Raw genomic sequence first — 25,258 nt, 5'->3', positions numbered from 1 at the left:
CTGTGCGCCACTGTGAGGACGGACAAAACCCCACGGAGCACACCTTGACCAGCAGCACATCGCGGGCCTCGGCGCCAGGCGGCGGATCCTCGCCGCCGCCCGAACACCTCGGCCACGTCATCTTCATCGCCGCGGCCGCGGCCATGGGCGGCTTCCTCTTCGGGTACGACAGTTCCGTCATCAACGGCGCCGTCGTCGCCATCCGTGAACGGTTCGACGTCGGCTCGGAGGCGCTCGCCCAGGTCATCGCCGCGGCGCTGATCGGCTGCGCCTTCGGCGCCGCCACCGCGGGCCGCCTCGCCGACCGGATCGGCCGAATCCGCTGCATGCAGATCGCCGCGGTCCTGTTCACCGCGAGCGCCATCGGCTCGGCCCTCCCGTTCGCCCTCTGGGACCTCGCCATGTGGCGCGTCATCGGAGGCTTCGGCATCGGCATGGCCTCCGTCATCGGCCCCGCCTACATCGCCGAGGTGTCCCCGCCCGCCTACCGCGGCCGGCTCGCCTCCTTCCAGCAGGCCGCCATCGTCATCGGCATCGCCGTCTCCCAGCTCGTCAACTGGGGCATCCTGAACCTCGCCGACGGGGACCAGCGCGGCGACATCGCCGGCCTGGAGGCCTGGCAGTGGATGCTGGGCGTCATGGTCGTCCCGGCCGTGCTCTACGGGCTGATGTCCTTCGTCATCCCGGAGTCCCCCCGCTTCCTGATCTCCGTCGGCCGCAACGACGAGGCCAGGAAGGTGCTGACCGAGGTCGAGGGTTCGAAGATCGACCTGGACGCCCGCGTCTCCGACATCGAGCACGCGATGCGCTCCGAGCACAAGTCCACCTTCAAGGACCTGCTCGGCGGCGGCTTCGGCTTCCTGCCCATCGTCTGGGTCGGTATCGGCCTCTCGGTCTTCCAGCAGCTGGTCGGCATCAATGTGATCTTCTACTACAGCTCCTCGCTGTGGCAGTCGGTCGGCATCGACGCGAGCGCCTCGTTCCTGTACTCCTTCGAGACCTCGGTCGTGAACATCGTCGGTACGGTGATCGCGATGATCTTCGTGGACCGGATCGGCCGCAAGCCGCTCGCGCTCATCGGCTCCGTCGGCATGACGATCTCGCTGGGTCTGGCCGCCTGGGCCTTCTCGTTCAAGTCCGGGGTCGGCGACGACATCTCCCTGCCGCACACCCAGGGCATCGTGGCCCTGATCGCCGCCAACTGCTTCGTCCTCTTCTTCGCCCTGTCCTGGGGCGTCGTCGTCTGGGTGCTGCTCGGCGAGATGTTCCCGGGCCGGATCCGGGCCGCTGCGCTCGGTGTGGCCGCAGCCGCCCAGTGGATCGCCAACTGGGTCATCACCGTCAGCTTCCCGACCCTCTCGGACTGGAACCTGTCCGGTGCGTACGTGATCTACGCGACCTTCGCCCTGCTCTCGATCCCGTTCATCCTCAAGTGGGTGCCGGAGACCAAGGGCAAGGCGCTGGAGGAGATGGGGTAACCACCCCCGCCAATACCCCTTCTCCTCGGTACTGCCCCGGCTCAGTCCTTGAGCCGGGGCAGTACCTGTTCGCACAGCAGGTGCAGGCTGCGCCAGCCCTCGTCCAGCGGCATCCCGCCGCACAGCGGGTGCAGCACCAGGTTCCCCGCATCGCCCGCGGCCCGGCCGTACGCGACCGCCTCGTCCGGGGTGAGGATCCGGTACACGCCCTCCGCGCGCAGCTCCGCCACCGAGCGCGAGGCCGACCGTACGGCGCTGCGGATGTCCTTGGACTGCCAGGACGCGTACATGCCCGCCTCGTGCAGGAAGCGCTCACCGTGCTCGGCCCAGACCCGGTCCGGGTCCTGCGCGATGTGCAGCAGCGGGGTCTCGGCCGCCGGCATCATGCAGAAGCCCTCCGTGCCGTACTCCGCGAGCTTCGCGTGGTAGTACGCCTCCAGCTCCGGCAGGTGCGCGCTCGGGAAGAACGGCAGCCCGAGCCGGGCCGCGCGCCGGGCCGCCGCCTCGGAGCTGCCGCCGACCAGGAGCAGCGGGTGCGGCCGGGTGAACGGCGTGGGGGTGACCCGTACCGTGCGGCCGCGGAACTCGAAGGGCTCGCCGGTCCACGCCTTCAGCAGGGTCTCCAGCAGCTCGTCCTGGAGCCGCCCGCGACGGCCCCACTCCACGCCGTGCTGCTCGTACTCCTCGGGCCGGTAGCCGATGCCCGCGACCGTCACCAGGCGGCCGCCGCTCAGCAGGTCCAGGACGGCGATGTCCTCGGCGACCTTCAGCGGGTCGTACAGCGGACCGATGATCGCCGAGACGGTGACGGCGATCCGGCGGGTGGCGCCGAAGACCGCGCCCGCGAAGGCGAAGGGGGAGGGCAGCCAGTTGTTGTCGGTGCCGTGGTGCTCCTCGGTCTGGATGGTGTCGATCCCGCGGTCGTCCGCGTACCGGGCCATCTCCAGCGCCGCCTTGTACCGGGCGGAGAGGGACTCGGGGGTGCCGTTCGGGTCGACGAGATTGAACCGGGCCACGGTGATGGGCATGGAGAAGTCCCCCTTCGCCGGATGTGGGTGGGCGGGCGAAGGGGGACGTTAGCTGACGTTGCGTCAGTTGGACAGGGATCCGGCGAGCTCGGGCTCCCCGGACGCGGCCGGCTCCACCGGCGCGGTGCGCGGCAGTACGGCGTACAGCACGGCCGAGGTGACGATGCCCGCCGCCCAGCCCAGCCCGTTCTCCCCGATCCAGGTGGAGGCGAGCGGTCCGCCGAACCAGTCCACCTCGGTGAACAGCAGGCCCACGACGAGGGCGAGCCCCCACGCGGTCATCGCCTGCCAGGCGAAGCCGCCCTTGTACCAGTAGGCGCTGGTCCGCGTGGTGTCCAGCAGCGCCGGGCCGTCGTAGGCGGTGCGGCGCAGCATGTCGACGCCGAAGACGCCGATCCAGGCGGAGAAGGCCACGGCGAGCAGGGTCAGGAAGGAGATGAACGAGCCGAAGAAGCTCGTCGCGACCACCATCAGCAGGAAGCCGAAGACCAGGCTGATGATCGCGTTGACGCTGACGGCCCAGGCGCGCGGGACCTTGATCCCCAGGGTCTGCGCGGTGAAGCCGGCCGAGTACATGGACATCGAGTTGATCAGCAGCATGCCGACGAGCGCGATGAGCAGGTACGGGACCGCGATCCAGGTCGGCAGCAGCTCGCCGATGAAGGAGACCGGGTCCGTGGCGGTGGCCAGGTCCGGAGTGCCGACGGCCATGACCGCGCCCATCAGGACCATCGGGAGCACCACGACCCCGGCGCCGCCGATCGTCGCGCCGACCATGCCCCGGGAGGAGGCGGTGCGCGGCAGGTAGCGGGTGAAGTCGGGGCCCGAGGGCACCCAGCTGATCCCGCCCGCCGCGATCGTGCCGATGCCCGCGATCATCATCGCGCTGGAGCCGGCCGGCTTGCCGAAGACGGCGGACCAGTCGGTGGTGAGGAGCAGGTACCCCAGGACAAGCACGCTGAAGGCGCCGAAGAGGTACGTCGACCAGGTGGAGCAGACGCGCAGCGCGTTGATGCCGAGGCCCGAGACCACGAAGGTGCACCCCACGAAGAACACCAAAGTGACGGCGATGAGCGGGGTGCTGCTGCGAACCCCGAACAGCAGGTCCAGCACGGTCAGCACGGCGTAGGCGCCGCTGACCGCGTTGATGGTCTCCCAGCCCCACCGGGCCACCCAGATCAGGGCGCCCGGGAAGAGGTTGCCGCGCTGCCCGAACACCGCCCGCGACAGGGCCATGCCCGGAGCGCCGCCGCGTTTGCCCGCGATCGATATCAGGCCGACGATCCCGTACGAGATCACGGGCGCGGCGACCGCGACGACGAGCACCTGCCAGATGTTGAGCTTGTTGAAGATCACCAGTCCCGCGCCCATGGTCAGCAGCAGCACGCTGATGTTGGCGGCGACCCAGGTGGGTACGAGCTCGCGCACCCGGCCGGTGCGCTCGCTGTCCGGGACGGGCTCCAGCCCGCGGGTCTCGATGGCGGTTTCGGCTGCTCCGTCGGCAGGCTCGGCAGGCATGCGGTTGCTCCGTGGGGGAGGTTATGAGGGAAGTCGTTCATCATTATTGATGTGCCGCTAAAACCACAAACGGGCGCTTACGTCCTGCTGTGCATGCCCGGGTTCCCGGCTCCGGGGCGGCCGTGGCCGATACTGGTGAGGTTATGGACATCCTCATCCTTGCTGTAGTCATCGCCCTGGTCGCGGTCGGCGTGATCAGCGGGCTCGTGGTCAGCAGCCGCAAGAAGAAGCAGCTGCCCCCGGCACCGCCGAGCACGCCGACCATCACTGCCCCGCCTGCCGAGCCGCAGGTGGGGGAGGACGCCGTAGAGACGGCGGAAGAGCCGCGCCGCACGATCGAGGAGGTCGGGCTGCCGGAGGCGGCAGCCCCCGCCCCGGCGCCGGTGGCCGAGCCCGAGGCTGCGGCCGCGCCCGAGATCGAGGTGCCCGAGCCCACCGCCGGCCGCCTGGTCCGCCTGCGCGCCCGCCTCGCCCGGTCGCAGAACTCCCTCGGCAAGGGGCTGCTCACGCTGCTCTCCCGGGAGCACCTCGACGAGGACACCTGGGAGGAGATCGAGGAGACCCTCCTCATCGCCGACGTCGGTGTCGTGCCGACCCAGGAACTCGTGGACCGGCTCCGCGAGCGGGTCAAGGTGCTCGGCACCCGCACCCCGGCGGACCTGCGCGCCCTGCTCAAGGAGGAGCTGCTGACCCTGGTCGGCACCGACTTCGACCGCACCGTGAAGACGGAGAGCGGCGAGGACACTCCCGGCGTGATCATGGTCGTCGGCGTCAACGGCACCGGCAAGACCACCACCACCGGCAAGCTGGCCCGGGTGCTCGTCGCCGACGGCCGCAGCGTCGTGCTCGGCGCCGCCGACACCTTCCGCGCCGCCGCCGCCGACCAGCTCCAGACCTGGGGCGAGCGGGTCGGCGCCCGCACCGTACGCGGCCCCGAGGGCGGCGACCCGGCCTCGATCGCCTACGACGCGGTCAAGGAGGGCATCGCCGAGGGCGCCGACGTGGTGCTCATCGACACCGCCGGCCGCCTGCACACCAAGACCGGCCTGATGGACGAGCTCGGCAAGGTCAAGCGCGTCGTGGAGAAGCACGGTCCGCTGGACGAGATCCTGCTGGTCCTGGACGCCACCACCGGGCAGAACGGCCTGACCCAGGCCCGTGTCTTCGCCGAGGTCGTGGACATCACCGGCATCGTGCTGACCAAGCTCGACGGCACGGCCAAGGGCGGCATCGTCGTCGCCGTCCAGCGCGCGCTGGGTGTGCCGGTCAAGCTCATCGGCCTCGGTGAGGGCCCGGACGACCTGGCGCCCTTCGAGCCGGAGGCGTTCGTGGACGCCCTGATCGGCGACTGAGCGCAGTCCCTACGGACACCGGTGCCCCGCGTTCCGCCGGAACGCGGGGCACCGTCATGTGCGGACGCCTCCAGCAGCCGTGTGCGGACGCCTCTAGCGGTGCGACCGGTGGCAGATGTACGCCAGGGTGCCCAGCAGCAGCCGCGCCTGCGGCGGCCCGCCGGTGGAATCGAGCGCGGGCGGCCGCAGCCAGCCGACCTGGCCGAGCCCGGCCCGGTCGGAGGGCGGGGCGGTCACGAAGGCCCCCCGGCCCAGGGCCCGCAGGTCGAGGTCGGCGTCGTCCCAGCCCATCCGGTACAGCAGCTGCGGCAGCTCGGCCGCCGCCCCCGGGGCCACGAAGAACTGGGCCCGGCCGTCGGCCGTGACGATGACCGGACCGAGGGGCAGGCCCATCCGCTCCAGCCGTACCAGCGCGCGCCGCCCGGCCTCCTCGCAGACCTCGATGATGTCGAAGGCGCCGCCCACGGGAAGCAGCACGGCCGCGCCCGGGTACTCGCTCCAGGCCCGGGTGACCTCGTCCAGCGTGGCCCCGGCCGGCACGGTGGGCGCGAAAGGCAGGGGATGCGCCCCGGGCGCGGGACACTTCGTATCCCCGCAGGAGCAGTCGCGGGCGGGCGCCGCGGCGCGGGCGCCGGGGACCACGTCCCAGCCCCACAGCCCGGTGTACTCCGCCACCGCCGTGCACTCCGAGGTCCGGCCGCCGCGGCGCCGGGCGGCGGAGCGGAACTCCTTGGTGCTGCGGCTGCCGCCGATCGTGAAGCCCATGCCCATGCCCCCTCCAACGGGTCGGACGTGCCGGTGGTTACGAAGCCGGTGGTGACAACCTCGGCGGAACCTCTGCCGGCAGCCCCGCCGCGGGGTGTCCCGTGGAGCTGCCCGGCGCACTCCTCGCCGCGCGCGCCCCGAGCGCACTCCAGTCCAACCGATCCGCTTTCACCTCGGTGTCAAGTGAATCGTGCCTGGCGGGTGGCGAGTTCATTCGAAGGGGTGGCGAATGGTGGCGTTTCTGGAATCGACCTCGCGGGAGGGGTGATCGTAGGATTACTTTCGGTGCACGAAACCGAAGGCGACCCGTCCGTGGGTATGCCGGAGGCAATACGTGAAGGACTTGTGAAGGTCCGTGGTGGCGCCCTGCGTCCCCGCCAGGGTTTCGTGTGGAAGATGCTGAGCGGATGGGGGCGTTCCAGTGAGCGGCAACGGCGCAAGCGGAACGATCGAGGATGCTGCTGCGCGCAATGACCAGCTGACCTCGTGGTTCGTCCGCAGCGGTTGGTCCAAGGGCGAGCTCGCCCGGCAGGTCAACCGCCGGGCCCGTCAGATGGGCGCCCACCACATCAGCACGGACACCTCCCGGGTGCGCCGCTGGCTCGACGGCGAGCAGCCCCGCGAGCCCGTCCCGCGCATCCTCTCCGAGCTGTTCTCCGAGCGCTTCGGCTCCGTCGTCGCCATCGAGCAGCTCGGCCTGCGCACCGCGCACCAGACGCCGTCCGTCTCCGGGGTCGACCTGCCGTGGGCCGGCCCGCAGACCGTCGAACTGCTCGGCGAGTTCTCCCGCAGCGACCTGATGCTCGCGCGCCGCGGCTTCCTCGGGACCTCGCTGGCCCTCTCCGCCGGCCCCGCCCTCATCGAGCCCATGCAGCGCTGGCTCGTCCCGGTACCGGCCGCAGACCCGGGACCGCGCGGGGCGGGGTCGACGGGGGCCCTCGGCGGCCACCGCCCGCCCCGGCTCTCCGAGCCGGAACTCGACCTCCTCGACGCCACCACCGTCATGTTCCGCCAGTGGGACGCCCAGTGCGGGGGCGGCCTGCGCCGCAAGGCCGTCGTGGGCCAGCTCCACGAGGTCACCGACCTGCTTCAGGAGAACCACCCGGCCCTGGTCATGAAGCGGCTCTTCAAGGTCGCCGCCGAGCTGGCCGAACTGGCCGGCTGGATGAGCTACGACATCGGCCTGCACCCCACCGCGCAGAAGTACTTCGTCCTCGCCCTGCACGCCGCCAAGGAGGCCGGCGACAAGCCGCTCGGCTCGTACATCCTCTCCGGCATGAGCCGCCAGATGATCCACCTGGGCCGGCCCGAGGACGCACTGGAACTCGTCCACCTCGCGCAGTACGGCAGCCGTGACTGCGCCGGCCCGCGCACCCAGGCCATGCTGTATGCGATGGAGGCCCGCGCGTACGCCAATATGGGCCAGCCCAGCCGCTGCAAGCGGGCCGTGCGGATGGCCGAGGACACCTTCTCGGACGTCGGCTTCGCGGGCGAGCCCGAACCCGACTGGATCCGCTTCTTCTCCGAGGCCGAACTGAACGGCGAGAACTCCCACTCCTACCGGGACCTGGCCTACGTGGCCGGCCGCAGCCCCATGTACGCCTCCCTCGCCGAGCCCGTCATGGAGCGCGCCGTCGAGCTCTTCGAGAAGGACGAGGAGCACCAGCGCTCCTACGCCCTCAACCTCATCGGCATGGCCACCGTGCACCTGCTCCAGCGCGAGCCCGAGCAGGCCGCCACCCTTGTCGACCGGGCCCTCGACGTGGCGGGAAAGGTGCGCTCCGAACGGGTGAACACCCGTTTGCGCAAGACCGTCGACACCGCCGCCCGTGCGTACGGCGACGTCGCCGAGGTGGTCCGGCTCACCGACCACCTCGCCTCTCGGCTCCCCGAAGCCGCAGAGGCCGTCTGACGGCCCACGCGGCCGCCCCGAAGGCCCCGGCCGCGGCAGTCACCCCGTGAAGCCCGATCAGGCTCCCCCAGCCAGGACATCCGGGTACTGCCGCGGCCGGTTCACCCTCCTGCGCCTGAACCGGCGCCGTTCTCGCGGGCGTGGTCGCGCGCCCTCGCGGTTGATCGATTGACGGTTCCCGCGTTCATCGCGTCGTAACAACCCGGACGCCTTCGTCATCGGAGCGAAACACCCAGCGGCGCCGCCGGAAACCGGCCTGCGCGAATCTCGGGGTCAATAACCGGCCAGCTTCCCCGGCTCGGCCGGACACCCCTTTTACGCCGCTCAGGTTTTCACGATCGCCCGCACGCGAACGTACCGACGACGAGGAGACGCCGATGGCATCAGCCATCACGACCCTCGCGGCAGACGCCCCGACGCTGTCTGCCGCGAACACCGGGTTCATGCTCATCTGCTCCGCCCTGGTCATGCTGATGACCCCGGGACTCGCCTTCTTCTACGGAGGCATGGTCCGCGTCAAGAGCAGCCTCAACATGCTGATGATGAGCTTCATCAGCCTCGGGATCGTCACGATCCTGTGGGTCCTCTATGGCTTCAGCCTCGCCTTCGGCACCGATGCCGGCTCCCTCATCGGCTGGAACTCCGACTACGTCGGCCTCAGCGGCATCGGGATCACCGAGCTGTGGGACGGCTACACCATCCCGGTCTACGTCTTCGCCGTCTTCCAGCTGATGTTCGCCGTGATCACCCCCGCCCTGATCAGCGGTGCACTGGCCGACCGCGTGAAGTTCGGCGCCTGGGTGCTGTTCACCGGGCTGTGGGTCACCGTCGTCTACTTCCCGGTCGCCCACTGGGTCTGGGGCTCCGGCGGCTGGCTCTTCGAGCTCGGCGTCATCGACTTCGCGGGCGGTACCGCCGTCCACATCAACGCCGGCGCCGCCGCCCTCGGCGTGATCCTGGTCATCGGCAAGCGCGTCGGCTTCAAGAAGGACCCGATGCGCCCGCACAGCCTCCCGCTCGTGATGCTCGGCGCCGGTCTCCTCTGGTTCGGCTGGTTCGGCTTCAACGCGGGCTCCTGGCTCGGCAACGACGACGGCGTCGGCGCGGTCATGTTCGTCAACACCCAGGTCGCCACCGCCGCCGCCATGCTCGCCTGGCTCGGCTACGAGAAGCTGCGCCACGGCTCCTTCACCACGCTCGGCGCGGCCTCCGGCGCGGTCGCCGGCCTCGTCGCCATCACCCCGTCCGGCGGCGCCGTCAGCCCGCTCGGTGCGATCGCCATCGGCGTCATCGCCGGTGTGCTGTGCGCCATGGCCGTGGGCCTCAAGTACAAGTTCGGCTACGACGACTCCCTCGACGTGATCGGCGTCCACCTTGTCGGCGGTGTCGTCGGCTCCCTGCTCGTGGGCCTCTTCGCCACCGGCGGGGTCCAGTCCGACGTGGCCGGCCTCTTCTACGGCGGCGGCCTGGAGCAGCTCGGCAAGCAGGCGATCGGGGTCTTCGCGGTCCTCGCCTACTCTCTGGTGGCGTCGGCGCTGCTCGCCTTCCTGCTCGACAAGACGATCGGGATGCGGGTGTCCGAGGACGACGAGGTCGCCGGTATCGACCAGGTCGAACACGCCGAGACGGCCTACGACTTCAGCGGAGCCGGTGGCGGAGCCGCCTCGCGGAGCACCGCCGCACCCACCCCCTCCGCGAGCAAGAAGGTTGACGCATGAAGCTGATCACCGCGATCGTCAAGCCGCACAAGCTGGACGAGATCAAGGAAGCCCTCCAGGCCTTCGGGGTACAGGGACTGACCGTCACCGAGGCCAGCGGCTACGGCCGCCAGCGTGGCCACACGGAGGTCTACCGCGGTGCCGAGTACCAGGTCGACCTCGTCCCCAAGATCCGCATCGAGGTACTGGTCGACGACTCCGACGCCGAGGAACTGATCCGGGTGATCGTGAGCGCGGCGGCCACCGGCAAGATCGGTGACGGCAAGGTGTGGAGCGTCCCCGTGGACTCGGTCGTCCGGGTCCGCACCGGCGAGCGCGGCGCTGACGCGCTCTAGCTGACAGGAGCTCCTGGGTGACGAGCGTCGAAGAGAACACGGACCACACGGCCGACTCGGGACCCAGCGGATACGCCGCGGCCCGGCTGCGACTCCTCCAGGAGGAGTCGCGGTCCGGGCCGTCGCGGCGTTCCGCCCTGGCCGGGCTGACCGACGAATGGCTGAACGCCCTGTTCACGTCCGCCGTACGGGAGACCGGCGTCCGCGGCGCCACCCTGGTGGCTGTCGGCGGCTACGGGCGGGCCGAACTCTCCCCCCGCAGCGACCTCGACCTGGTGCTGCTGCACGATGGCAAGGCGGAGCCGCGGGAGCTGAGCGCGCTGGCCGACCGCCTCTGGTACCCGGTGTGGGACCTCGGCCTCGCCCTCGACCACTCGGTGCGGACGCCCGGCGAGGCCCGCAGGACCGCCGCCGAGGACCTGAAGGTCCATCTCGGCCTGCTGGATGCCCGTACGGTCGCCGGCGACGCCGGACTCCTCGCCGGACTGCGCACCTCCGTACTGGCCGACTGGCGCAACCAGGCGGCCAAGAGGCTCCCCGAGCTGCACTCCCTGTGCCGGGAACGGGCCGAGCGGGCCGGGGAACTGCGCTTCCTGCTCGAACCCGACCTCAAGGAGGCCCGCGGCGGCCTGCGCGACGCCACCGCGCTGCGGGCTGTCGCCGCCTCCTGGCTGGCCGACGCCCCGCGCGAGGGACTCGCCGAGGCCCGGCGGCGGCTCCTGGACGCCCGGGACGCCCTGCACCTGGTGACGGGCCGGGCCACCGACCGGCTCTCCCTCCAGGAACAGGACCAGGTCGCCGACCGGCTCGGCCTGCTCGACGCGGACGCGCTGCTGCGCGAGGTGTACGAGGCCGCGCGCGTCGTGGCGTACGCGGGCGACGTGACCTGGCGCGAGGTCGGGCGCGTCCTGCGGGCCCGGGCCGCCCGCCCCAGGCTGCGCGGGCTGCTGGGCGCACGCGGCGACCGGGCGGCGGCCGCGCGGGCGCCCTTGGCCGAGGGCGTGGTGGAGTCCGACGGCGAGGCCGTACTGGCCTTGGCCGCCCGCCCGGACCGCGATCCCGTTCTCGCCCTGCGGTTCGCCGCGGCCGCGGCCCAGGCGGGCCTGCCCGTGTCCCTGCACGCCGTACGCAGGCTCGCGGCGCAGGGGAAACCGCTCCCGGTGCCCTGGCCGACCGAGGCGCGGGAACAGCTGATCACCCTGCTGGGGGCCGGGGAGCCGACGGTGGCCGTCTGGGAGGCCATGGAGGCGGAGGGCCTGATCACGCGGCTGCTCCCGGACTGGGAGCGGGTCCACTGCCGCCCGCAGCGCAACCCCGTCCACACCTGGACGGTGGACCGGCACCTGATCGAGACGGCCGTGCGGGCCTCGGCCCTCACCCGCCGCGTCGGCCGCCCCGACCTGCTGCTGATGGCCGCGCTCCTGCACGACATCGGCAAGGGCTGGCCGGGCGACCACTCGGTGGCCGGCGAGACCATCGCCCGCGACGTCGCCGCCCGGATCGGCTTCGGCCCCGAGGACGTCGCCGTACTCGGCACGCTCGTACGGCACCACCTGCTGCTGATCGACACCGCGACCCGGCGCGACCTGGACGACCCGGCCACGGTCCGCACGGTCGCCGACGCCGTGGGTTCGGTGGGCACGCTGGAGATACTGCACGCCCTGACCGAGGCGGACGCCCTGGCGACCGGGCCGGCCGCGTGGAGCGCCTGGCGGGGGTCGCTCGTCGCGGACCTCGCCCTGCGGGTCGCCGCCGTGCTGCGCGGCACCGCCCCGGAGGCCGGGGACCCGGAGATCCCGACCACCGAGCAGGAGCGCCTGGCGGTGGAGGCCCTGCGCACCCGCGAGCCGGTCCTGGCGCTCCAGGCCCGCCAGGAGGAGGACGCGGTCGGGGTGGACCTCGTCGTGGCCGTCCCCGACCAGCCGGGGGTCCTCCCGGCGGTGGCCGGGGTGCTGGCCCTGCACCGGCTCACCGTACGGGCGGCCGACCTGCGCTCCATGGAGCTCCCGGACCGGCTGGGGGAGGTCCTGGTGCTGCGCTGGCGGGTGGAGGCGGAGTACGGAGCGCTGCCGCAGGCCGCCCGGCTGCGTACGGATCTGGTCCGCGCCCTGGACGGCTCGCTCGACGTGCCGGCGAAGCTGGCGGACCGCGAGGCGGCGTACCCGCGGCGGCGCGGGGTGGTCCCGCCGCCGCCCCGGGTCACGGTGGTCCCGGACGTCTCCTCGCTGGCCACGGTCCTGGAGGTGCGCGCACCGGACGCCGTGGGCCTGCTGCACCGGATCGGGCGCGCGCTGGAGGCGGGGGGCGTGCGCGTGCGGAGCGCCCATGTCTCCACGCTGGGCGCGAACGCCGTCGACACCCTCTACGTCACCGCCCCGGACGGCAAACCGCTGGACCCCGCGGAGGCGGCCGCCCTGGCCGCATCGGTGACGGCCACCCTGTCGTAACCGGCCGCGGCCCCGCAGCCGGGCGCCGCGGCCCCGGACCTCCGCTCCTCACACGCCGGCGGGGCTGGAATTCGGGGCGTCCCGGCCCCGCCGGCGGCCGGTGGCGCGGGCGCGGGCGGAGCCGGAACGGACTGCCGGGTCCATCACGTGGTACGGCCGGATACCCTGGGGGACGACCACACGCCCCCGAACCCGAGGAATCGCGACCACCGTGTTCGATACGCTCTCCGACCGCTTGGCGAATACCTTCAAGGGCCTGCGCGGCAAAGGCCGGCTGTCCGAGGCTGACATCGACGCAGCGGCCCGGGAAATCCGTATCGCGCTCCTCGAGGCCGACGTCGCCCTCCCGGTCGTCCGCTCCTTCATCGCGAACGTCAAGGAACGCGCGCGCGGTGAAGAGGTCAGCAAGGCCCTGAACCCGGGCCAGCAGGTCCTGAAGATCGTCAACGACGAGCTCGTCACCATCCTCGGTGGCGAGACCCGGCGGCTGCGCTTCGCCAAGACCGCCCCCACCGTGATCATGCTGGCCGGTCTCCAGGGTGCCGGTAAGACCACCCTCGCCGGAAAGCTCGGCCTCTGGCTGAAGGGGCAGGGCCACGCCCCGCTGCTGGTCGCCTGCGACCTCCAGCGCCCCAACGCCGTCAACCAGCTGAGCGTCGTCGCCGAGCGCGCCGGCGTGGCCGTGTACGCGCCCCAGCCCGGCAACGGCGTCGGCGACCCGGTCCAGGTCGCGAAGGACTCCGTCGAGTACGCGCGGACCAAGCAGTACGACATCGTCATCGTCGACACCGCCGGCCGCCTCGGTATCGACGCCGAGCTGATGCAGCAGGCCGCGGACATCCGCGACGCCGTCAGCCCCGACGAGATCCTCTTCGTCGTCGACGCCATGATCGGTCAGGACGCGGTCAACACCGCCGAGTCCTTCCGTGACGGCGTCGGCTTCGACGGCGTCGTGCTCTCCAAGCTCGACGGCGACGCCCGAGGCGGTGCCGCGCTCTCCATCGCGCACGTCACCGGCAAGCAGATCATGTTCGCCTCGAACGGCGAGAAGCTCGACGAGTTCGACGCGTTCCACCCCGACCGCATGGCGGGCCGGATCCTCGACATGGGTGACATGCTCACCCTCATCGAGCAGGCCGAGAAGACCTTCTCGCAGGCCGAGGCCGAGAAGATGGCGGCCAAGCTCGCCAAGGGTCCCAAGGAGTTCACGCTCGACGACTTCCTGGCCCAGATGGAGCAGGTCCGCAAGATGGGCTCCATCTCCAAGCTGCTCGGCATGCTGCCCGGCATGGGTCAGATCAAGGACCAGATCAACAACATCGACGAGCGCGACGTCGACCGCACGGCCGCGATCATCAAGTCGATGACCCCGGCCGAGCGCCAGGACCCGACGATCATCAACGGCTCGCGCCGTGCCCGTATCGCCAAGGGCTCCGGCACCGAGGTCAGCGCGGTCAAGTCGCTGGTCGAGCGGTTCTTCGACGCCCGCAAGATGATGTCCCGCATGGCCCAGGGCGGCGGCATGCCGGGTATGCCGGGCATGCCCGGGATGGGCGGCGGCCCCGGCCGGCAGAAGAAGCAGGTCAAGCAGGCCAAGGGCAAGCGCAAGAGCGGCAACCCGATGAAGCGCAGGGAAGACGAGGCCGCGGCCGCGGCCCGCCGTGAGCAGGGCCCGCAGGCGATCGAGCCCGCGGCCGACGGCAACCCCTTCGGCCTTCCGGCGGGCGGCCAGGAGGGTCAGGACTTCGACCTTCCGGACGAGTTCAAGAAGTTCATGAAGTAACACCCGCGCAGGTGGGTGACCCGGGCCCCGGCCGTGTTCGCACGGTCGGGGCCCTGCCGTTCGCTGCTGGGGCGAAGGTCGGACTTATCCCATATGGTCGGCCGGGAGGATGGCCGAAGGAGGCGCCCCGTGCCCAGCCCCACCCCCGTACCTCCGCGCGACCGGGCCGACACCCCCTGGCGCTCGGAAGGCGCCCCGCCCGCCCCCGCGCCGAAGCGCAGGATGCCCGGCGGCTGGCGGGGGCTGATCCTCACCGCGCTGATCGTCTACCTGATCGCCAACCTGGTGCTCTCCTTCTTCAATGAGGGCGACGAGCCGACGATCTCGTACACCGAGTTCAGCAAGCAGGTCGCCGCCGGCAACGTCGCGAAGATCTACTCCAAGGGCGACGCCATCCAGGGCGAGCTGAAGGCCAAGCAGCCCCTGCCCGACGGCGACAAGGGCGACTACACCAGATTCGTCACCCAGCGCCCGGCCTTCGCCGACGACGCGCTGTGGGCCGACCTCACCCGGCAGAACGTGACCGTGACGGCCTCCCCGGTCGTCGTGCAGCGCAGCTTCCTCTCCAACCTGCTCATCTCGCTCGCGCCGATGCTGCTGCTGGTCCTCCTGTGGGTGGTCATCGCCCGCCGGATGGGCTCCGGGGCGGGCGGCATGGGTGCGCTCGGCCGCAAGGCCCCGCCCAGGCCCGTGGAGCTGGAGAGCGGCGCCCGGCGCACCACCTTCGAGGACGTGGCCGGGATCGACGAGGTCGAGGGGGAGCTCAACGACGTCGTCGACTTCCTCAAGAACCCGCAGGAGTACCGGAGGATGGGCGCCCGGATGCCCGGCGGGGTCCTGCTCTCCGGCCCGCCCGGCACCGGGAAGACGCTGCTGGCACGGGCGGTCGCGGGCGAGGCCGGGGTGCCCTTCTTCTCCGCCTCCGCCTCCGAGTTCATCGAGATGATCGTCGGAGTCGGTGCCTCCCGGGTGCGGGAGCTGTTCGCCGAGGCCCGCAAGGTGGCCCCCGCCATCATCTTCATCGACGAGATCGACACCATCGGACGGGCCCGCGGCGGCGGCAACGCCATGGGCGGCCACGACGAACGCGAGCAGACCCTCAACCAGATCCTCACCGAGATGGACGGCTTCTCCGGCTCGGAAGGCGTGATCGTCCTTGCGGCCACCAACCGCGCGGACGTGCTCGACCCCGCCCTCACCCGCCCCGGCCGCTTCGACCGCATGGTCGTCGTCTCCCCGCCGGACCGGGCCGGCCGCGAGGCCATCCTGCGCATCCACACCCGGGACATCCCGCTCGCCGAGGGCGTCGACCTCGCCCAGGTGGCCCGCATCACCCCCGGCATGACCGGAGCGGACCTGGCCAACCTGGCCAACGAGGCGGCGCTCCTCGCCGTCAAACGCCAGCAGACGCAGGTCACCCAGTCGGACCTGTCGGACGCGCTGGAGAAGGTCCAGCTGGGCGCCGAGCGACCGCTGGTCATGCCGGAGGAGGAGCGCCGGCGCACCGCCTACCACGAGAGCGGCCACGCCCTCCTGGGCATGCTCCAGCCCGGTGCCGACCCGGTCCGCAAGATCACGATCGTCCCCCGCGGCCGCGCCCTGGGCGTCACGCTCTCGACCCCGGACGCGGACCGGTACGCCTACACCGAGGAGTACCTGCGCGGCCGCATCATCGGCGCGCTGGGCGGCATGGCGGCCGAGCACGTGGTCTACGACGTGATCACCACCGGCGCCGAGAACGACCTGGAGCAGGTGACCGGCATCGTCCGCGGCATGGTCGGCCGCTGGGGCATGAGCGAGCGCATCGGCCGCCTCACCGCCATCCCCTCCGACGGGCAGAGCCCCTACGGCCTCTCCGCGGCCCCCGCCACCCTCGACGCCGTCGACCACGAGATGCGGCGCATCGTCGACGAGTGCTACCTGGAGGCCTGCCGCCTGCTGCGCGACCACCGCGACCGGCTGGACGCCCTCGCGCAGGCGCTCCTCGCCAACGAGACCCTGGACGAACCGGCCGCCTACGCCGCCGCGGGCATCACCCGGATGACGAAGGCGCACGGCACCGACTGAGGACCGGCCGCCGGTCGGGCCGTCAGCCCACCCGGGCGATCACGTACCGGAAGATGTTCGGCAGCCACACGGCGCCGTCGGACCGCTCGAACGGGTGAAGCGCCTCGGCCAGTTCCTTCCCCGCCAGCACGGGATCGGTCGTGCCGTCGTAGAGCCCGGTCGACAGCAGTCCGCGTACCGCGTTGTCCACGTCCGCGTACCCGAACGGGCAGAACACCCGCCCCGAACCGTCCGGCCGCAGCCCGGCCCGTTCCACCAGCGCGTCCAGGTCCCGCGGCGCGGGCCCGCCGCCCAGGACCGAGGGCGCCGTGCAGCGTTCCGCGGGGCCCCAGTCGGCCAGCACCACCGTCCCGCCGCGGCGGACCGCGGGCAGGGCCGCGGCCAGAGCCTGCGGGGCCGGGGAGAAGGCGAGCAGGGTGTCGTACGGGCGGGGCGGGGCCGGCGGCTCCGCCAGGACCTCGAGCAGTCGCTCGCGGGCCAGCGCCCGCCGGGCCGGATCCGCCTCCACGCCCGTGGCCACGGCTCCCCGTCCGGCCGCCAGCAGCAGGGCCAGGCCCGCCCCGCAGTCCAGGCCGAGCAGCCGGTCACCCGGCCCGACCTCCAGCCGGTCGTAGACCGCTTCGTACAGCGGTACAAGCATCCGTTCCTGGATCTCCGCCCAGTCCCGGGCGACGAGCGTCGCCGTCGGCGTCGGTGTCATCGAAAGAGCGCTCCTGATTCCGTGTCGCCCCCATGCCCCCGTTGCCAGAGAACTCCCCATTCGCCCTCGCGTCCAGAGGAGCGCGCCACCCGATTCACGTATCGCCTGCCCGGCGCCGTACGATTCGCGGCATGGCAAAGGCACCCGTTCTCACCCCGCAGGCGGAGGATTTCCCCCGCTGGTACCAGGATCTGATCAACAAGGCCGAGCTGGCCGACAACGGTCCGGTCCGCGGCACCATGGTCATCCGACCGTACGGCTACGGCCTGTGGGAGCGGATGCAGCAGGAGATGGACGCGCGTATCAAGGACGCGGGCGCCCAGAACGCCTACTTCCCGCTGTTCATCCCGCAGTCGTACCTGACGAAGGAAGCTGAGCACGTCGAGGGCTTCGCCCCCGAGCTCGCGGTCGTCACGCACGGCGGCGGCAAGGAGCTGGACGAGCCGGTCGTCGTCCGGCCCACGTCCGAGACGATCATCAACGACTACTTCTCCAAGTGGGTCCAGAGCTACCGCGACCTGCCCCTGCTCATCAACCAGTGGGCCAACGTGGTCCGCTGGGAGATGCGCCCGCGCGTGTTCCTCCGTACGAGCGAGTTCCTCTGGCAGGAGGGCCACACGGCCCACGCCACCTACGAGGACGCCCGCGAGTACGCCGCCCGCATCCACAAGGACGTCTACGGCGACTTCATGACGAACGTGCTCGGCATCGACGTCGTGCTCGGCCGCAAGACCGCCAAGGAGCGCTTCGCCGGCGCCATCAACACCCTCACCCTCGAGGGCATGATGGGCGACGGCAAGGCCCTCCAGCTGGGCACGAGCCACGAGCTCGGCACCAACTTCGCCAAGGCCTTCAACACGCAGTACCTGTCGAAGGAAGGCAAGCAGGAGCTCGTCTGGCAGACCTCGTGGGGCGTTTCGACCCGCATGGTCGGCGGCCTGATCATGTCTCACGGCGACGACAACGGACTGCGCGTCCCGCCGCGCCTCGCGCACGTCCAGGTCGTCGTCATGGCGATCAAGGGCGACGAGGCCGTGGCCAAGGTCCGCGAGCTGGGTGCTCAGCTCAAGGCCGCCGGCCTGCGCGTCTTCGTCGACGACCGCGTCGACACCCCCTTCGGCCGCCGCGCCGTGGACTGGGAGCTCAAGGGCGTACCGGTCCGCATCGAGATCGGCCCCCGCGACCTGGAGGCCGGCACCGCGATGCTGGCCCGCCGGATCCCGGGCGGGAAGACTCCCGTGCAGATCGACGCCCTCGCCGACCTGCTGCCCAAGGTGCTGGAGGAGGACCAGGCGCAGCTGCTGCGCGAGTCCCGCGAGCGCCGTGAGGCCCGTACGTCCGACGTCTCCACGATCGGTGAGGCCGCCGAGGCCGCCATCGCCGGTGGCTGGGCGCGGATCCCGTGGGCCGACCTCGGTCCCGAGGGCGAGGCGAAGCTGGCCGAGCAGGCCGTCTCCGTGCGCTGCCTGATCGCCGCGGACGGGTCGGTTCCGGAGACGGACGACGCCCCGGGTACGCTCGCGATCGTCGCGCGCTCGTACTGATCGGGCCCACAGGTCGGGCCCACAGGTCGGGCCCACAGGGCTCACGGCCCCGGCGCGCGGCTCGTCCCGCGCGCCGGGGCCGGTTCGTTTTGGTCGACGTTACGTACCGACTCCTCCTGGGATCGGCGCACCCGTCCTCGTCAGGACGCATGAGACTGAACTGACTGGTACGTGCAAAAAATTTGCAATGGCCCGGAATCGGAACACCCGGGCACCCCGGCTCGTTGTCACGACGTGAGCACGACACCACCTGTTCTCGCCGCAGAGCTGGCGCAGGCGTGGGCCGATATTCAGCGGTACCACCCCGAGCTGCCTGACCTTGCCGCGCCCGAGTCCCTGATCGGAGAGTCCTCGTCCGCCTGCGGCGCCGAACTCTCCTTCGAGCGACTGCTGCACGAGGCAGTCCACGGCATCGCCGCCGCCCGCGGTGTCCGTGACACCTCGCGCGCCGGCCGCTACCACAACCGCAGATTCCTCGCGATCGCCGAGGAGATGGGGCTGGACCACTCCGAAGAGCCGCACGCGAGCAGCGGCTTCTCCCTGGTCACGCTCAACCCGGAAGCGAAGAAGCGCTACCGGCCCACCATCGAGCGTCTTCAGCGCGCGCTGAAGGCGCACACGGCCGCCACCGCGGCCGACACCAAGCGCAGCTTCCGCGGCCCGGCGGCCCGGCACGGCTCCTCCGGCGGCGGTGTGCGCGTCAAGGCGGTCTGCGACTGCGGGCGCAACGTGCGGGTCGTCCCCTCCGTGCTGGCGCAGGCGCCGATCGTGTGCGGTGGCTGCATGAAGCCCTTCCGCATCCCCGACGTGGCCATCGCGGCGGCTTCCTGACCGCCTCCACCGCCGCCGGGGCCACCGCCCCACGGCGGACCGGCCGCCGGGCCACCGCTCCCACCGGAGCGACCGCCCACGGCGCGGGCGCGGGTGGCCCGTACCGCCGCACACCGGCGGTCCGTGCCGCGCGCGGCCCTGCCCCCGTCCTGCCCGCCCGGCTGAGCCCACCGCAGGCGTATGGCACAATGGCTAGCTGTACTCGACAGTCGCATAGGACCCCTCTCTCCTCCGGCTGACGCGTCCATCGGGCACCCGAGTACCGCAACCCCACGTGGCATCTCATGTGCCCAACCACGTCAAGTTCAGGAGACACCACTCCAGTGGCAGTCAAGATCAAGCTCAAGCGCCTCGGCAAGATTCGCCAGCCGCACTACCGCATCGTCGTCGCCGACGCCCGCACCCGCCGGGATGGTCGCGCGATCGAGGAGATCGGTATCTACCACCCGACCTACAACCCGTCGCGCATCGAGGTCAACGCCGAGCGTGCGCAGTACTGGCTGTCCGTCGGCGCCCAGCCCACCGAGGCTGTGCTCGCCATCCTCAAGCTGACCGGTGACTGGCAGGCCCACAAGGGTCTCCCCGCCCCCGCGCCGCTCCTGCAGCCGGAGACGAAGGAGAACAAGCGTCGCTCCTTCGACGAGTTCGCCAAGGCTCTCGAGGGCATCGGCGAGGGCAAGGGCGACGCCATCACGCAGAAGGCGAAGAAGGCCGACAAGAAGGCGGACGAGGCTGAGGCCGCCGCCGAGTCGACCGAGGCCTGATCATGCTCGAGGAGGCTCTTGAGCACCTCGTAAAGGGCATTGTGGACAACCCCGACGAAGTGCAGGTCGCCTCGCGCAACCTGCGCCGCGGGCAGGTGCTCGAGGTCCGGGTTCACCCCGACGACCTCGGCAAGGTGATCGGCCGCAACGGCCGCACCGCACGTGCTCTGCGTACCGTCGTGGGCGCCATCGGCGGCCGGGGCATCCGCGTCGACCTCGTCGACGTGGACCAGGTCCGCTGAGCAGTTGAATCACCGGCACGGGCCGGGGAGGGCGCAGGTCGCCCGCCCCGGCCCGAGTCGTTTCCGCCTCCGGGCGGGAGCGACCATTGATCTGAGCAACCACGCCGCAGCAAGGGAAGAGCACAGTGGAGTTGGTAGTCGCGCGGATCGGCCGCGCCCACGGCATCAAGGGTGAGGTCACCGTCGAGGTGCGCACGGACGAGCCGGAGCTGCGGCTCAGCCCCGGCGCCGTGCTCAGGACGGAGCCCGCGACGGTGGGACCGCTGACGATCGAGACGGGCCGTGTGCACAGCGGGCGTCTCCTGCTTCGCTTCGCGGGCGTCAAGGACCGCACCGGCGCCGAGGCGCTGCGCAACACCCTCCTGATCGCCGAGGTGGACCCGGCCGAGCTGCCGGAGGAGCCCGACGAGTACTACGACCACCAGCTGATGGACCTGGACGTGGTGCTGGCGGACGGTACCGAGATCGGCCGGATCACCGAGATCTCCCACCTGCCTTCGCAGGACCTCTTCATCGTCGAGCGGCCGGACGGCTCCGAGGTGATGATCCCCTTCGTGGAGGAGATCGTCGCCGAGATCGACCTGGAGGAGCAGCGCTGTGTCATCACCCCGCCGCCCGGGCTGATCGACGAGCGCGAGGCGATCGTGGTCTCCACCCGCGACGAGGAAGCGGCGCAGGCCGGGAACGACGCGGCGGACTCCGCCGACGCGGCCGACTCCACCGGCTCCGAGGACTCCGGGGACAGGGCCTGATGCGACTCGACGTCGTCACGATCTTCCCCGAGTACCTGGAGCCGCTGAACGTCTCCCTCGTCGGCAAGGCCCGTGCCCGCGGGCAGCTCGACGTACACGTGCACCACCTGCGGGACTGGACGTACGACCGGCACAACACGGTGGACGACACCCCGTACGGTGGCGGCCCCGGCATGGTCATGAAGACCGAGCCGTGGGGCGAGGCCCTGGACTCCGCGCTGGCCGACGGCTATGAGGCGGGCGCCCACGGGCCCGTCCTCGTCGTCCCCACCCCCAGCGGCCGTCCCTTCACCCAGGAACTGGCCGTGGAGCTCTCCGAGCGGCCCTGGCTGGTCTTCACTCCGGCCCGGTACGAGGGCATCGACCGCCGGGTCATGGACGAGTACGCGACGCGCATGCCGGTGTACGAGGTCTCCATCGGCGACTACGTGCTGGCGGGCGGCGAGGCCGCCGTGCTGGTGGTCACCGAGGCCGTGGCCCGGCTGCTGCCCGGGGTGCTCGGCAACGCCGAATCGCACCGGGACGACTCCTTCGCACCGGGCGGGATGGCGAACCTCCTGGAGGGGCCCGTCTACACCAAGCCCCCCGTGTGGCGCGGCCGGGACATCCCCGAGGTGCTGGTCAGCGGCCACCACGGGAAGATCGCCCGGTGGCGCCGGGACGAGGCCTTCCGCCGGACCGCGCAGAACCGCCCGGATCTGATCGAGCGCTGCGAGGCGGCCGGCTTCGACAAGAAGGACCGCGAGATCCTCTCCGTCCTGGGCTGGCAGCCGTCCGCCGACGGCCAATTTTGGCGTAGGCCGCAGGCCGTGGAAGAATAGGCGGCTGCTGTGTGCTCGCGGGCGCCCCTGCCACAGGGGGACCGTCGTCCGCCGGCCCCACAGCTCCCGAATTCTCTACGGAAACCCGCACTGGCGACCTGTGGCGTCATGCGAAGAAAGCAGACGAAGAACATGTCTCACCTGCTCGATGGCGTCAACGCCGCCGCGCTCCGCTCGGACGTCCCGGCCTTCCGCCCGGGTGACACGATCAACGTGCACGTCCGCGTGATCGAGGGCAACCGCTCCCGTATCCAGCAGTTCAAGGGCGTAGTCATCCGCCGCCAGGGTGCCGGTGTCTCCGAGACCTTCACCGTGCGCAAGGTGTCCTTCAGCGTCGGTGTGGAGCGTACCTTCCCGGTCCACTCCCCGATCTTCGAGAAGATCGAGCTCGTCACCCGCGGTGACGTTCGCCGCGCCAAGCTGTACTACCTCCGTGAGCTCCGCGGCAAGGCCGCGAAGATCAAGGAGAAGCGCGACCGCTGAGGTCACACCCGGAGTCCGGAGGCGGCCGGATAGGCTCGCTTCCGATGGACACCGAAGCACCTCACACGCAGCGCGGCCACTCTTCCCCCGTCGAGGGGGACGAGCGGCCGCGTTTTGCGTTCTCCCGGACCCGGTGGACCGCTGGTGGGCGCCCCCTGACGTGGCGCCGCGCCGGAGTGCTCGGTGTGCTCTGCACCGTCTTCCTGCTGCTGCTCAGCAATTTCGTGATCCAGCCCTTCCTGATCCCGAGCCGCTCGATGGAGCCGACCCTCCGGGTCGGGGACCGGGTGCTGGTCAACAAGCTGGCGTACCGCTTCGGCGAGCAGCCGCGCCGCGGGGACGTGGTGGTCTTCGACGGGACGGGCTCCTTCGTACGGGAACGCCCCGAAGGCAATCCGGTCGGTACCGTGCTGCACGGCGCGGCCTCGGCGCTCGGACTGGCGGAGCCCTCCGACACCGATTTCGTGAAGCGGGTCGTGGGTGTCGGAGGGGACGACGTGGTGTGCTGCGACGCGGGAGGACGGGTGTCGGTGAACGGTGTGCCGCTGGACGAGCCGTACCTGCACCCGGGGGACGCCCCCTCGGCGGTGCCCTTCCGGATCGTCGTACCTCTTGGGACCCTGTGGGTCATGGGTGATCATCGTTCCCAGTCCCGCGACTCGCGGGACCACCTGGGGGAGCCGGGCGGGGGGATGGTGCCTGTGGAGAAGGTGATCGGGCGGGCCGACTGGATCGGCTGGCCCGTCTCGCGCTGGGGTTCCACGGGCGGCGGTCATGGGTAGCCGCGGGCGGCCGAAGGGCGGACGGGACTGGGATTTCGACCCCGAACCCGAACCCGACCCCGAACCCGAGCCCGAGCCCGAGCCGGATCCCGTACCGCCTTTGTTGGTGCGCGGCGGCCGGGTGGAGGGCGGCCGGGCCGAACGACGCCGGACGGCCCGCAAGGTGCGCCGTCGCCGCCGCACGCGCCGGGCCGGCGAGCTGCCGCTGCTGGTGGTCGTCGCGCTGTGCATAGCCCTGCTCCTCAAGACCTTCCTGGTACAGGCCTTCTTCATCCCGTCGGGCTCGATGGAGCAGACCATCCGGATCGGCGACCGCGTCCTCGTGGACAAGCTGACCCCGTGGTTCGGCTCCACGATCGAGCGCGGTGACATCGTCGTGTTCAAGGACCCCGGCGGCTGGCTGCGGGGCGAGGCGGCCCGCCCGGCCAAGGACCCGATCGTGGTCAAGCAGGTCAAGCAGGCGCTGACCTTCATCGGCCTGCTGCCGTCGGCCGACGAGCAGGACCTGATCAAGCGGGTCATCGGCGTCGGCGGGGACACCGTCAAGTGCTGTGACAACCGGGGCCGGGTCACCGTCAACGGCTCCCCGCTCGATGAGCCGTACGTGAACCCGGGCAACTCCCCCTCGGACATCCCGTTCGAGGTGCAGGTACCGGAGGGCCGGCTCTTCGTGATGGGTGATCACCGCGCGAACTCGGCCGATTCCCGCTTCCACCTCGACGAGGGCTTCGGGGGCACGATCGCCGAGAGTGGGGTCGTGGGGGAGGCCGTCGTTATCGCCTGGCCGTTCGGTCACTGGACCAAGCTGGAGCAGCCGGCGACCTTCCGCATGGTGCCCGATCAGGCACGGCGGGAGGGACGCGGTCGTCGGCGGCGCCGTCGGGGCGCGCCGTTCGCATAGTGTGTCCTCGATCTCCCGCGCCTTAGGGAACTCCCGCTCGTTAAGGGAGGGGAGGGCCTGTGTCGGACTCGACGCGGGCGGCGATCGCGAGTGAGGAGTGGGTGTGGGGGACGTGGCGGTAGGCGCACGATCCGGACGCGACGAGGGCGAGGAGCGTCCGGACGACGACGCCGTCGAGCGCGAGGCCGGAATCGAGGAGGACGGCGCCGCCAAGGAGCACGCGCACCGTTCCTTCTGGAAGGAGCTGCCGCTCCTCATCGGCATCGCCCTGCTGCTGGCCCTGCTGATCAAGACCTTCCTGGTTCAGGCGTTCTCGATCCCGTCCGACTCGATGCAGAACACTCTGCAGCGGGGGGACCGGGTGCTGGTGGACAAGCTGACCCCGTGGTTCGGGTCCGAGCCGGAGCGGGGCGAGGTCGTCGTCTTCCACGACCCCGCGAACTGGCTGTCCGGGGAGCCCACTCCCGAGCCGAACATCTTCCAGCAGGTGCTCAGCAAGATCGGCCTGATGCCGGACGCCGCCGAGAAGGACCTGATCAAGCGGACCATCGCCATCGGCGGGGACACGGTCGAGTGCAAGAAGGGGGGACCGGTCGTCGTCAACGGCAAGGAGCTGGACGAGCCGTACATCTACCCCGGCAACACCCCTTGCGACGACGCCCCGTTCGGCCCGATCACCGTGCCCAAGGGCAAGATCTGGGTCATGGGCGACCACCGGCAGAACTCCCAGGACTCCCGCTACCACATGCAGGACTCCACCCAGGGCTTCGTGCCGGTCGACAAGGTCGTCGGACGCGCCGTCGTGGTCGCGTGGCCGCTGACCCGCTGGTCCACGCTGCCCGTCCCGGAGACCTTCGACCAGCCGGGCATCGGCAACCAGGCCGCGGCGACCGCGCTCGGCCTCGGGGCCGCGGGCCTCGCGCCGGTCGGGCTCGGCTCGGCCGCGCTGGGGCTCGCCGGAGCCGTTCCGCTCGTCATGTGGCGCCGACGGAAGCTGACCAGCGGCCGTACCGACGGGTAGGGTGCCGCCCAGGT

The 25,258-nt window shown here is 71.3% G+C and carries 22 protein-coding genes; 18 read left to right on the top strand and 4 right to left on the bottom strand.

Features of this window, described 5'->3' with window-relative positions; genetic code table 11:
• Positions 1-44: 44 nt before the first annotated feature.
• Positions 45-1,478 carry a sugar porter family MFS transporter gene (locus ACIQZO_RS27910; protein ID WP_403631272.1) on the top strand — a complete coding sequence of 478 codons (1,434 nt, stop codon included), beginning with the start codon at positions 45-47 and terminating at the stop codon, positions 1,476-1,478.
• Between the two features lie 41 nt (positions 1,479-1,519).
• On the opposite strand, the gene ACIQZO_RS27905 is transcribed toward ACIQZO_RS27910, so the two are convergent.
• The gene (locus tag ACIQZO_RS27905; RefSeq protein ID WP_403631269.1) at positions 1,520-2,506 is read right to left on the bottom strand and encodes an LLM class flavin-dependent oxidoreductase; all 987 of its coding nucleotides are present in this window, start codon (positions 2,504-2,506) and stop codon (positions 1,520-1,522) included.
• A 63-nt stretch (positions 2,507-2,569) separates the two neighbouring features.
• A complete protein-coding gene (locus tag ACIQZO_RS27900; protein WP_403631266.1) occupies positions 2,570-4,024 on the bottom strand; it encodes a purine-cytosine permease family protein in 1,455 nt (484 codons plus the stop codon).
• A 143-nt stretch (positions 4,025-4,167) separates the two neighbouring features.
• Here ACIQZO_RS27900 and ftsY point away from each other — a divergent pair, with 143 nt between their 5' ends.
• Positions 4,168-5,376: a signal recognition particle-docking protein FtsY gene (gene ftsY, locus ACIQZO_RS27895; protein ID WP_403631263.1), complete on the top strand. Its 1,209-nt coding sequence runs from the start codon at positions 4,168-4,170 to the stop codon at positions 5,374-5,376.
• A 93-nt stretch (positions 5,377-5,469) separates the two neighbouring features.
• Here the strand turns inward: ftsY and ACIQZO_RS27890 are convergent, their stop codons facing one another.
• Positions 5,470-6,141, bottom strand: coding sequence for a bifunctional DNA primase/polymerase (locus ACIQZO_RS27890; protein ID WP_403631260.1), 672 nt, complete (start codon positions 6,139-6,141; stop codon positions 5,470-5,472).
• A 421-nt stretch (positions 6,142-6,562) separates the two neighbouring features.
• Between ACIQZO_RS27890 and ACIQZO_RS27885 the strand changes: the two genes are divergently transcribed.
• From ACIQZO_RS27885 to ftsH, 6 genes are all read left to right on the top strand, one after another.
• Positions 6,563-8,053, top strand: a complete 1,491-nt coding sequence (locus ACIQZO_RS27885) for a hypothetical protein (RefSeq protein WP_403631258.1) — start codon at positions 6,563-6,565, stop codon at positions 8,051-8,053.
• 377 nt (positions 8,054-8,430) lie between these two features.
• Complete coding sequence (locus tag ACIQZO_RS27880) at positions 8,431-9,771, top strand: ammonium transporter (RefSeq protein ID WP_403631255.1); 1,341 nt, start codon at positions 8,431-8,433, stop codon at positions 9,769-9,771.
• Positions 9,768-10,106 carry a P-II family nitrogen regulator gene (locus ACIQZO_RS27875; protein ID WP_030009357.1) on the top strand — a complete coding sequence of 113 codons (339 nt, stop codon included), beginning with the start codon at positions 9,768-9,770 and terminating at the stop codon, positions 10,104-10,106. The genes ACIQZO_RS27880 and ACIQZO_RS27875 overlap by 4 nt, the downstream gene beginning before the upstream one ends.
• A gap of 17 nt (positions 10,107-10,123) precedes the next feature.
• Positions 10,124-12,553 carry a [protein-PII] uridylyltransferase gene (locus ACIQZO_RS27870; RefSeq protein ID WP_403631252.1) on the top strand — a complete coding sequence of 810 codons (2,430 nt, stop codon included), beginning with the start codon at positions 10,124-10,126 and terminating at the stop codon, positions 12,551-12,553.
• A gap of 211 nt (positions 12,554-12,764) precedes the next feature.
• Positions 12,765-14,336, top strand: coding sequence for a signal recognition particle protein (gene ffh / locus ACIQZO_RS27865; protein ID WP_403631249.1), 1,572 nt, complete (start codon positions 12,765-12,767; stop codon positions 14,334-14,336).
• 93 nt (positions 14,337-14,429) lie between these two features.
• On the top strand, positions 14,430-16,403 hold the full coding sequence (gene ftsH, locus ACIQZO_RS27860; RefSeq protein WP_403631246.1) for an ATP-dependent zinc metalloprotease FtsH: 1,974 nt from the start codon (positions 14,430-14,432) through the stop codon (positions 16,401-16,403).
• Between the two features lie 22 nt (positions 16,404-16,425).
• On the opposite strand, the gene ACIQZO_RS27855 is transcribed toward ftsH, so the two are convergent.
• The gene (locus ACIQZO_RS27855) at positions 16,426-17,103 is read right to left on the bottom strand and encodes a methyltransferase type 11 (protein WP_403631243.1); all 678 of its coding nucleotides are present in this window, start codon (positions 17,101-17,103) and stop codon (positions 16,426-16,428) included.
• Positions 17,104-17,234: 131 nt separating this feature from the next.
• Between ACIQZO_RS27855 and proS the strand changes: the two genes are divergently transcribed.
• The 10 genes from proS to lepB (ACIQZO_RS27805) all read left to right on the top strand — a co-directional run bounded on the left by proS (position 17,235) and on the right by lepB (ACIQZO_RS27805) (position 25,244).
• Positions 17,235-18,647: a proline--tRNA ligase gene (gene proS, locus ACIQZO_RS27850; RefSeq protein ID WP_403631241.1), complete on the top strand. Its 1,413-nt coding sequence runs from the start codon at positions 17,235-17,237 to the stop codon at positions 18,645-18,647.
• Positions 18,648-18,881: 234 nt separating this feature from the next.
• Positions 18,882-19,478: a hypothetical protein gene (locus ACIQZO_RS27845; RefSeq protein ID WP_403631238.1), complete on the top strand. Its 597-nt coding sequence runs from the start codon at positions 18,882-18,884 to the stop codon at positions 19,476-19,478.
• A gap of 323 nt (positions 19,479-19,801) precedes the next feature.
• The gene (rpsP, locus tag ACIQZO_RS27840) at positions 19,802-20,242 is read left to right on the top strand and encodes a 30S ribosomal protein S16 (RefSeq protein ID WP_403631235.1); all 441 of its coding nucleotides are present in this window, start codon (positions 19,802-19,804) and stop codon (positions 20,240-20,242) included.
• 2 nt (positions 20,243-20,244) lie between these two features.
• Positions 20,245-20,484, top strand: a complete 240-nt coding sequence (locus tag ACIQZO_RS27835; RefSeq protein WP_030011889.1) for an RNA-binding protein — start codon at positions 20,245-20,247, stop codon at positions 20,482-20,484.
• Positions 20,485-20,609: 125 nt separating this feature from the next.
• A complete protein-coding gene (gene rimM / locus ACIQZO_RS27830) occupies positions 20,610-21,236 on the top strand; it encodes a ribosome maturation factor RimM (RefSeq protein WP_403631231.1) in 627 nt (208 codons plus the stop codon).
• Entirely contained in the window at positions 21,236-22,057 is an 822-nt protein-coding gene (trmD, locus tag ACIQZO_RS27825) for a tRNA (guanosine(37)-N1)-methyltransferase TrmD (RefSeq protein ID WP_403631228.1), read from the top strand. The genes rimM and trmD overlap by 1 nt, the downstream gene beginning before the upstream one ends.
• A gap of 132 nt (positions 22,058-22,189) precedes the next feature.
• On the top strand, positions 22,190-22,540 hold the full coding sequence (gene rplS, locus ACIQZO_RS27820) for a 50S ribosomal protein L19 (protein ID WP_030386403.1): 351 nt from the start codon (positions 22,190-22,192) through the stop codon (positions 22,538-22,540).
• A gap of 44 nt (positions 22,541-22,584) precedes the next feature.
• The gene (gene lepB, locus ACIQZO_RS27815) at positions 22,585-23,322 is read left to right on the top strand and encodes a signal peptidase I (protein WP_403631225.1); all 738 of its coding nucleotides are present in this window, start codon (positions 22,585-22,587) and stop codon (positions 23,320-23,322) included.
• Positions 23,315-24,223: a signal peptidase I gene (gene lepB, locus ACIQZO_RS27810; protein ID WP_403631222.1), complete on the top strand. Its 909-nt coding sequence runs from the start codon at positions 23,315-23,317 to the stop codon at positions 24,221-24,223. Before lepB (ACIQZO_RS27815) ends, lepB (ACIQZO_RS27810) begins: the two co-directional genes overlap by 8 nt.
• 112 nt (positions 24,224-24,335) lie before the next feature.
• Entirely contained in the window at positions 24,336-25,244 is a 909-nt protein-coding gene (gene lepB, locus ACIQZO_RS27805) for a signal peptidase I (RefSeq protein ID WP_403631362.1), read from the top strand.
• The last annotated feature ends 14 nt before the right edge of the window (positions 25,245-25,258 follow it).

Origin of the sequence: Streptomyces sp. NPDC097617 (genome assembly GCF_044761485.1) — a bacterium.
Lineage (GTDB): Bacteria > Actinomycetota > Actinomycetes > Streptomycetales > Streptomycetaceae > Streptomyces.
This window is presented reverse-complemented; position numbering and strand designations above follow the sequence as displayed.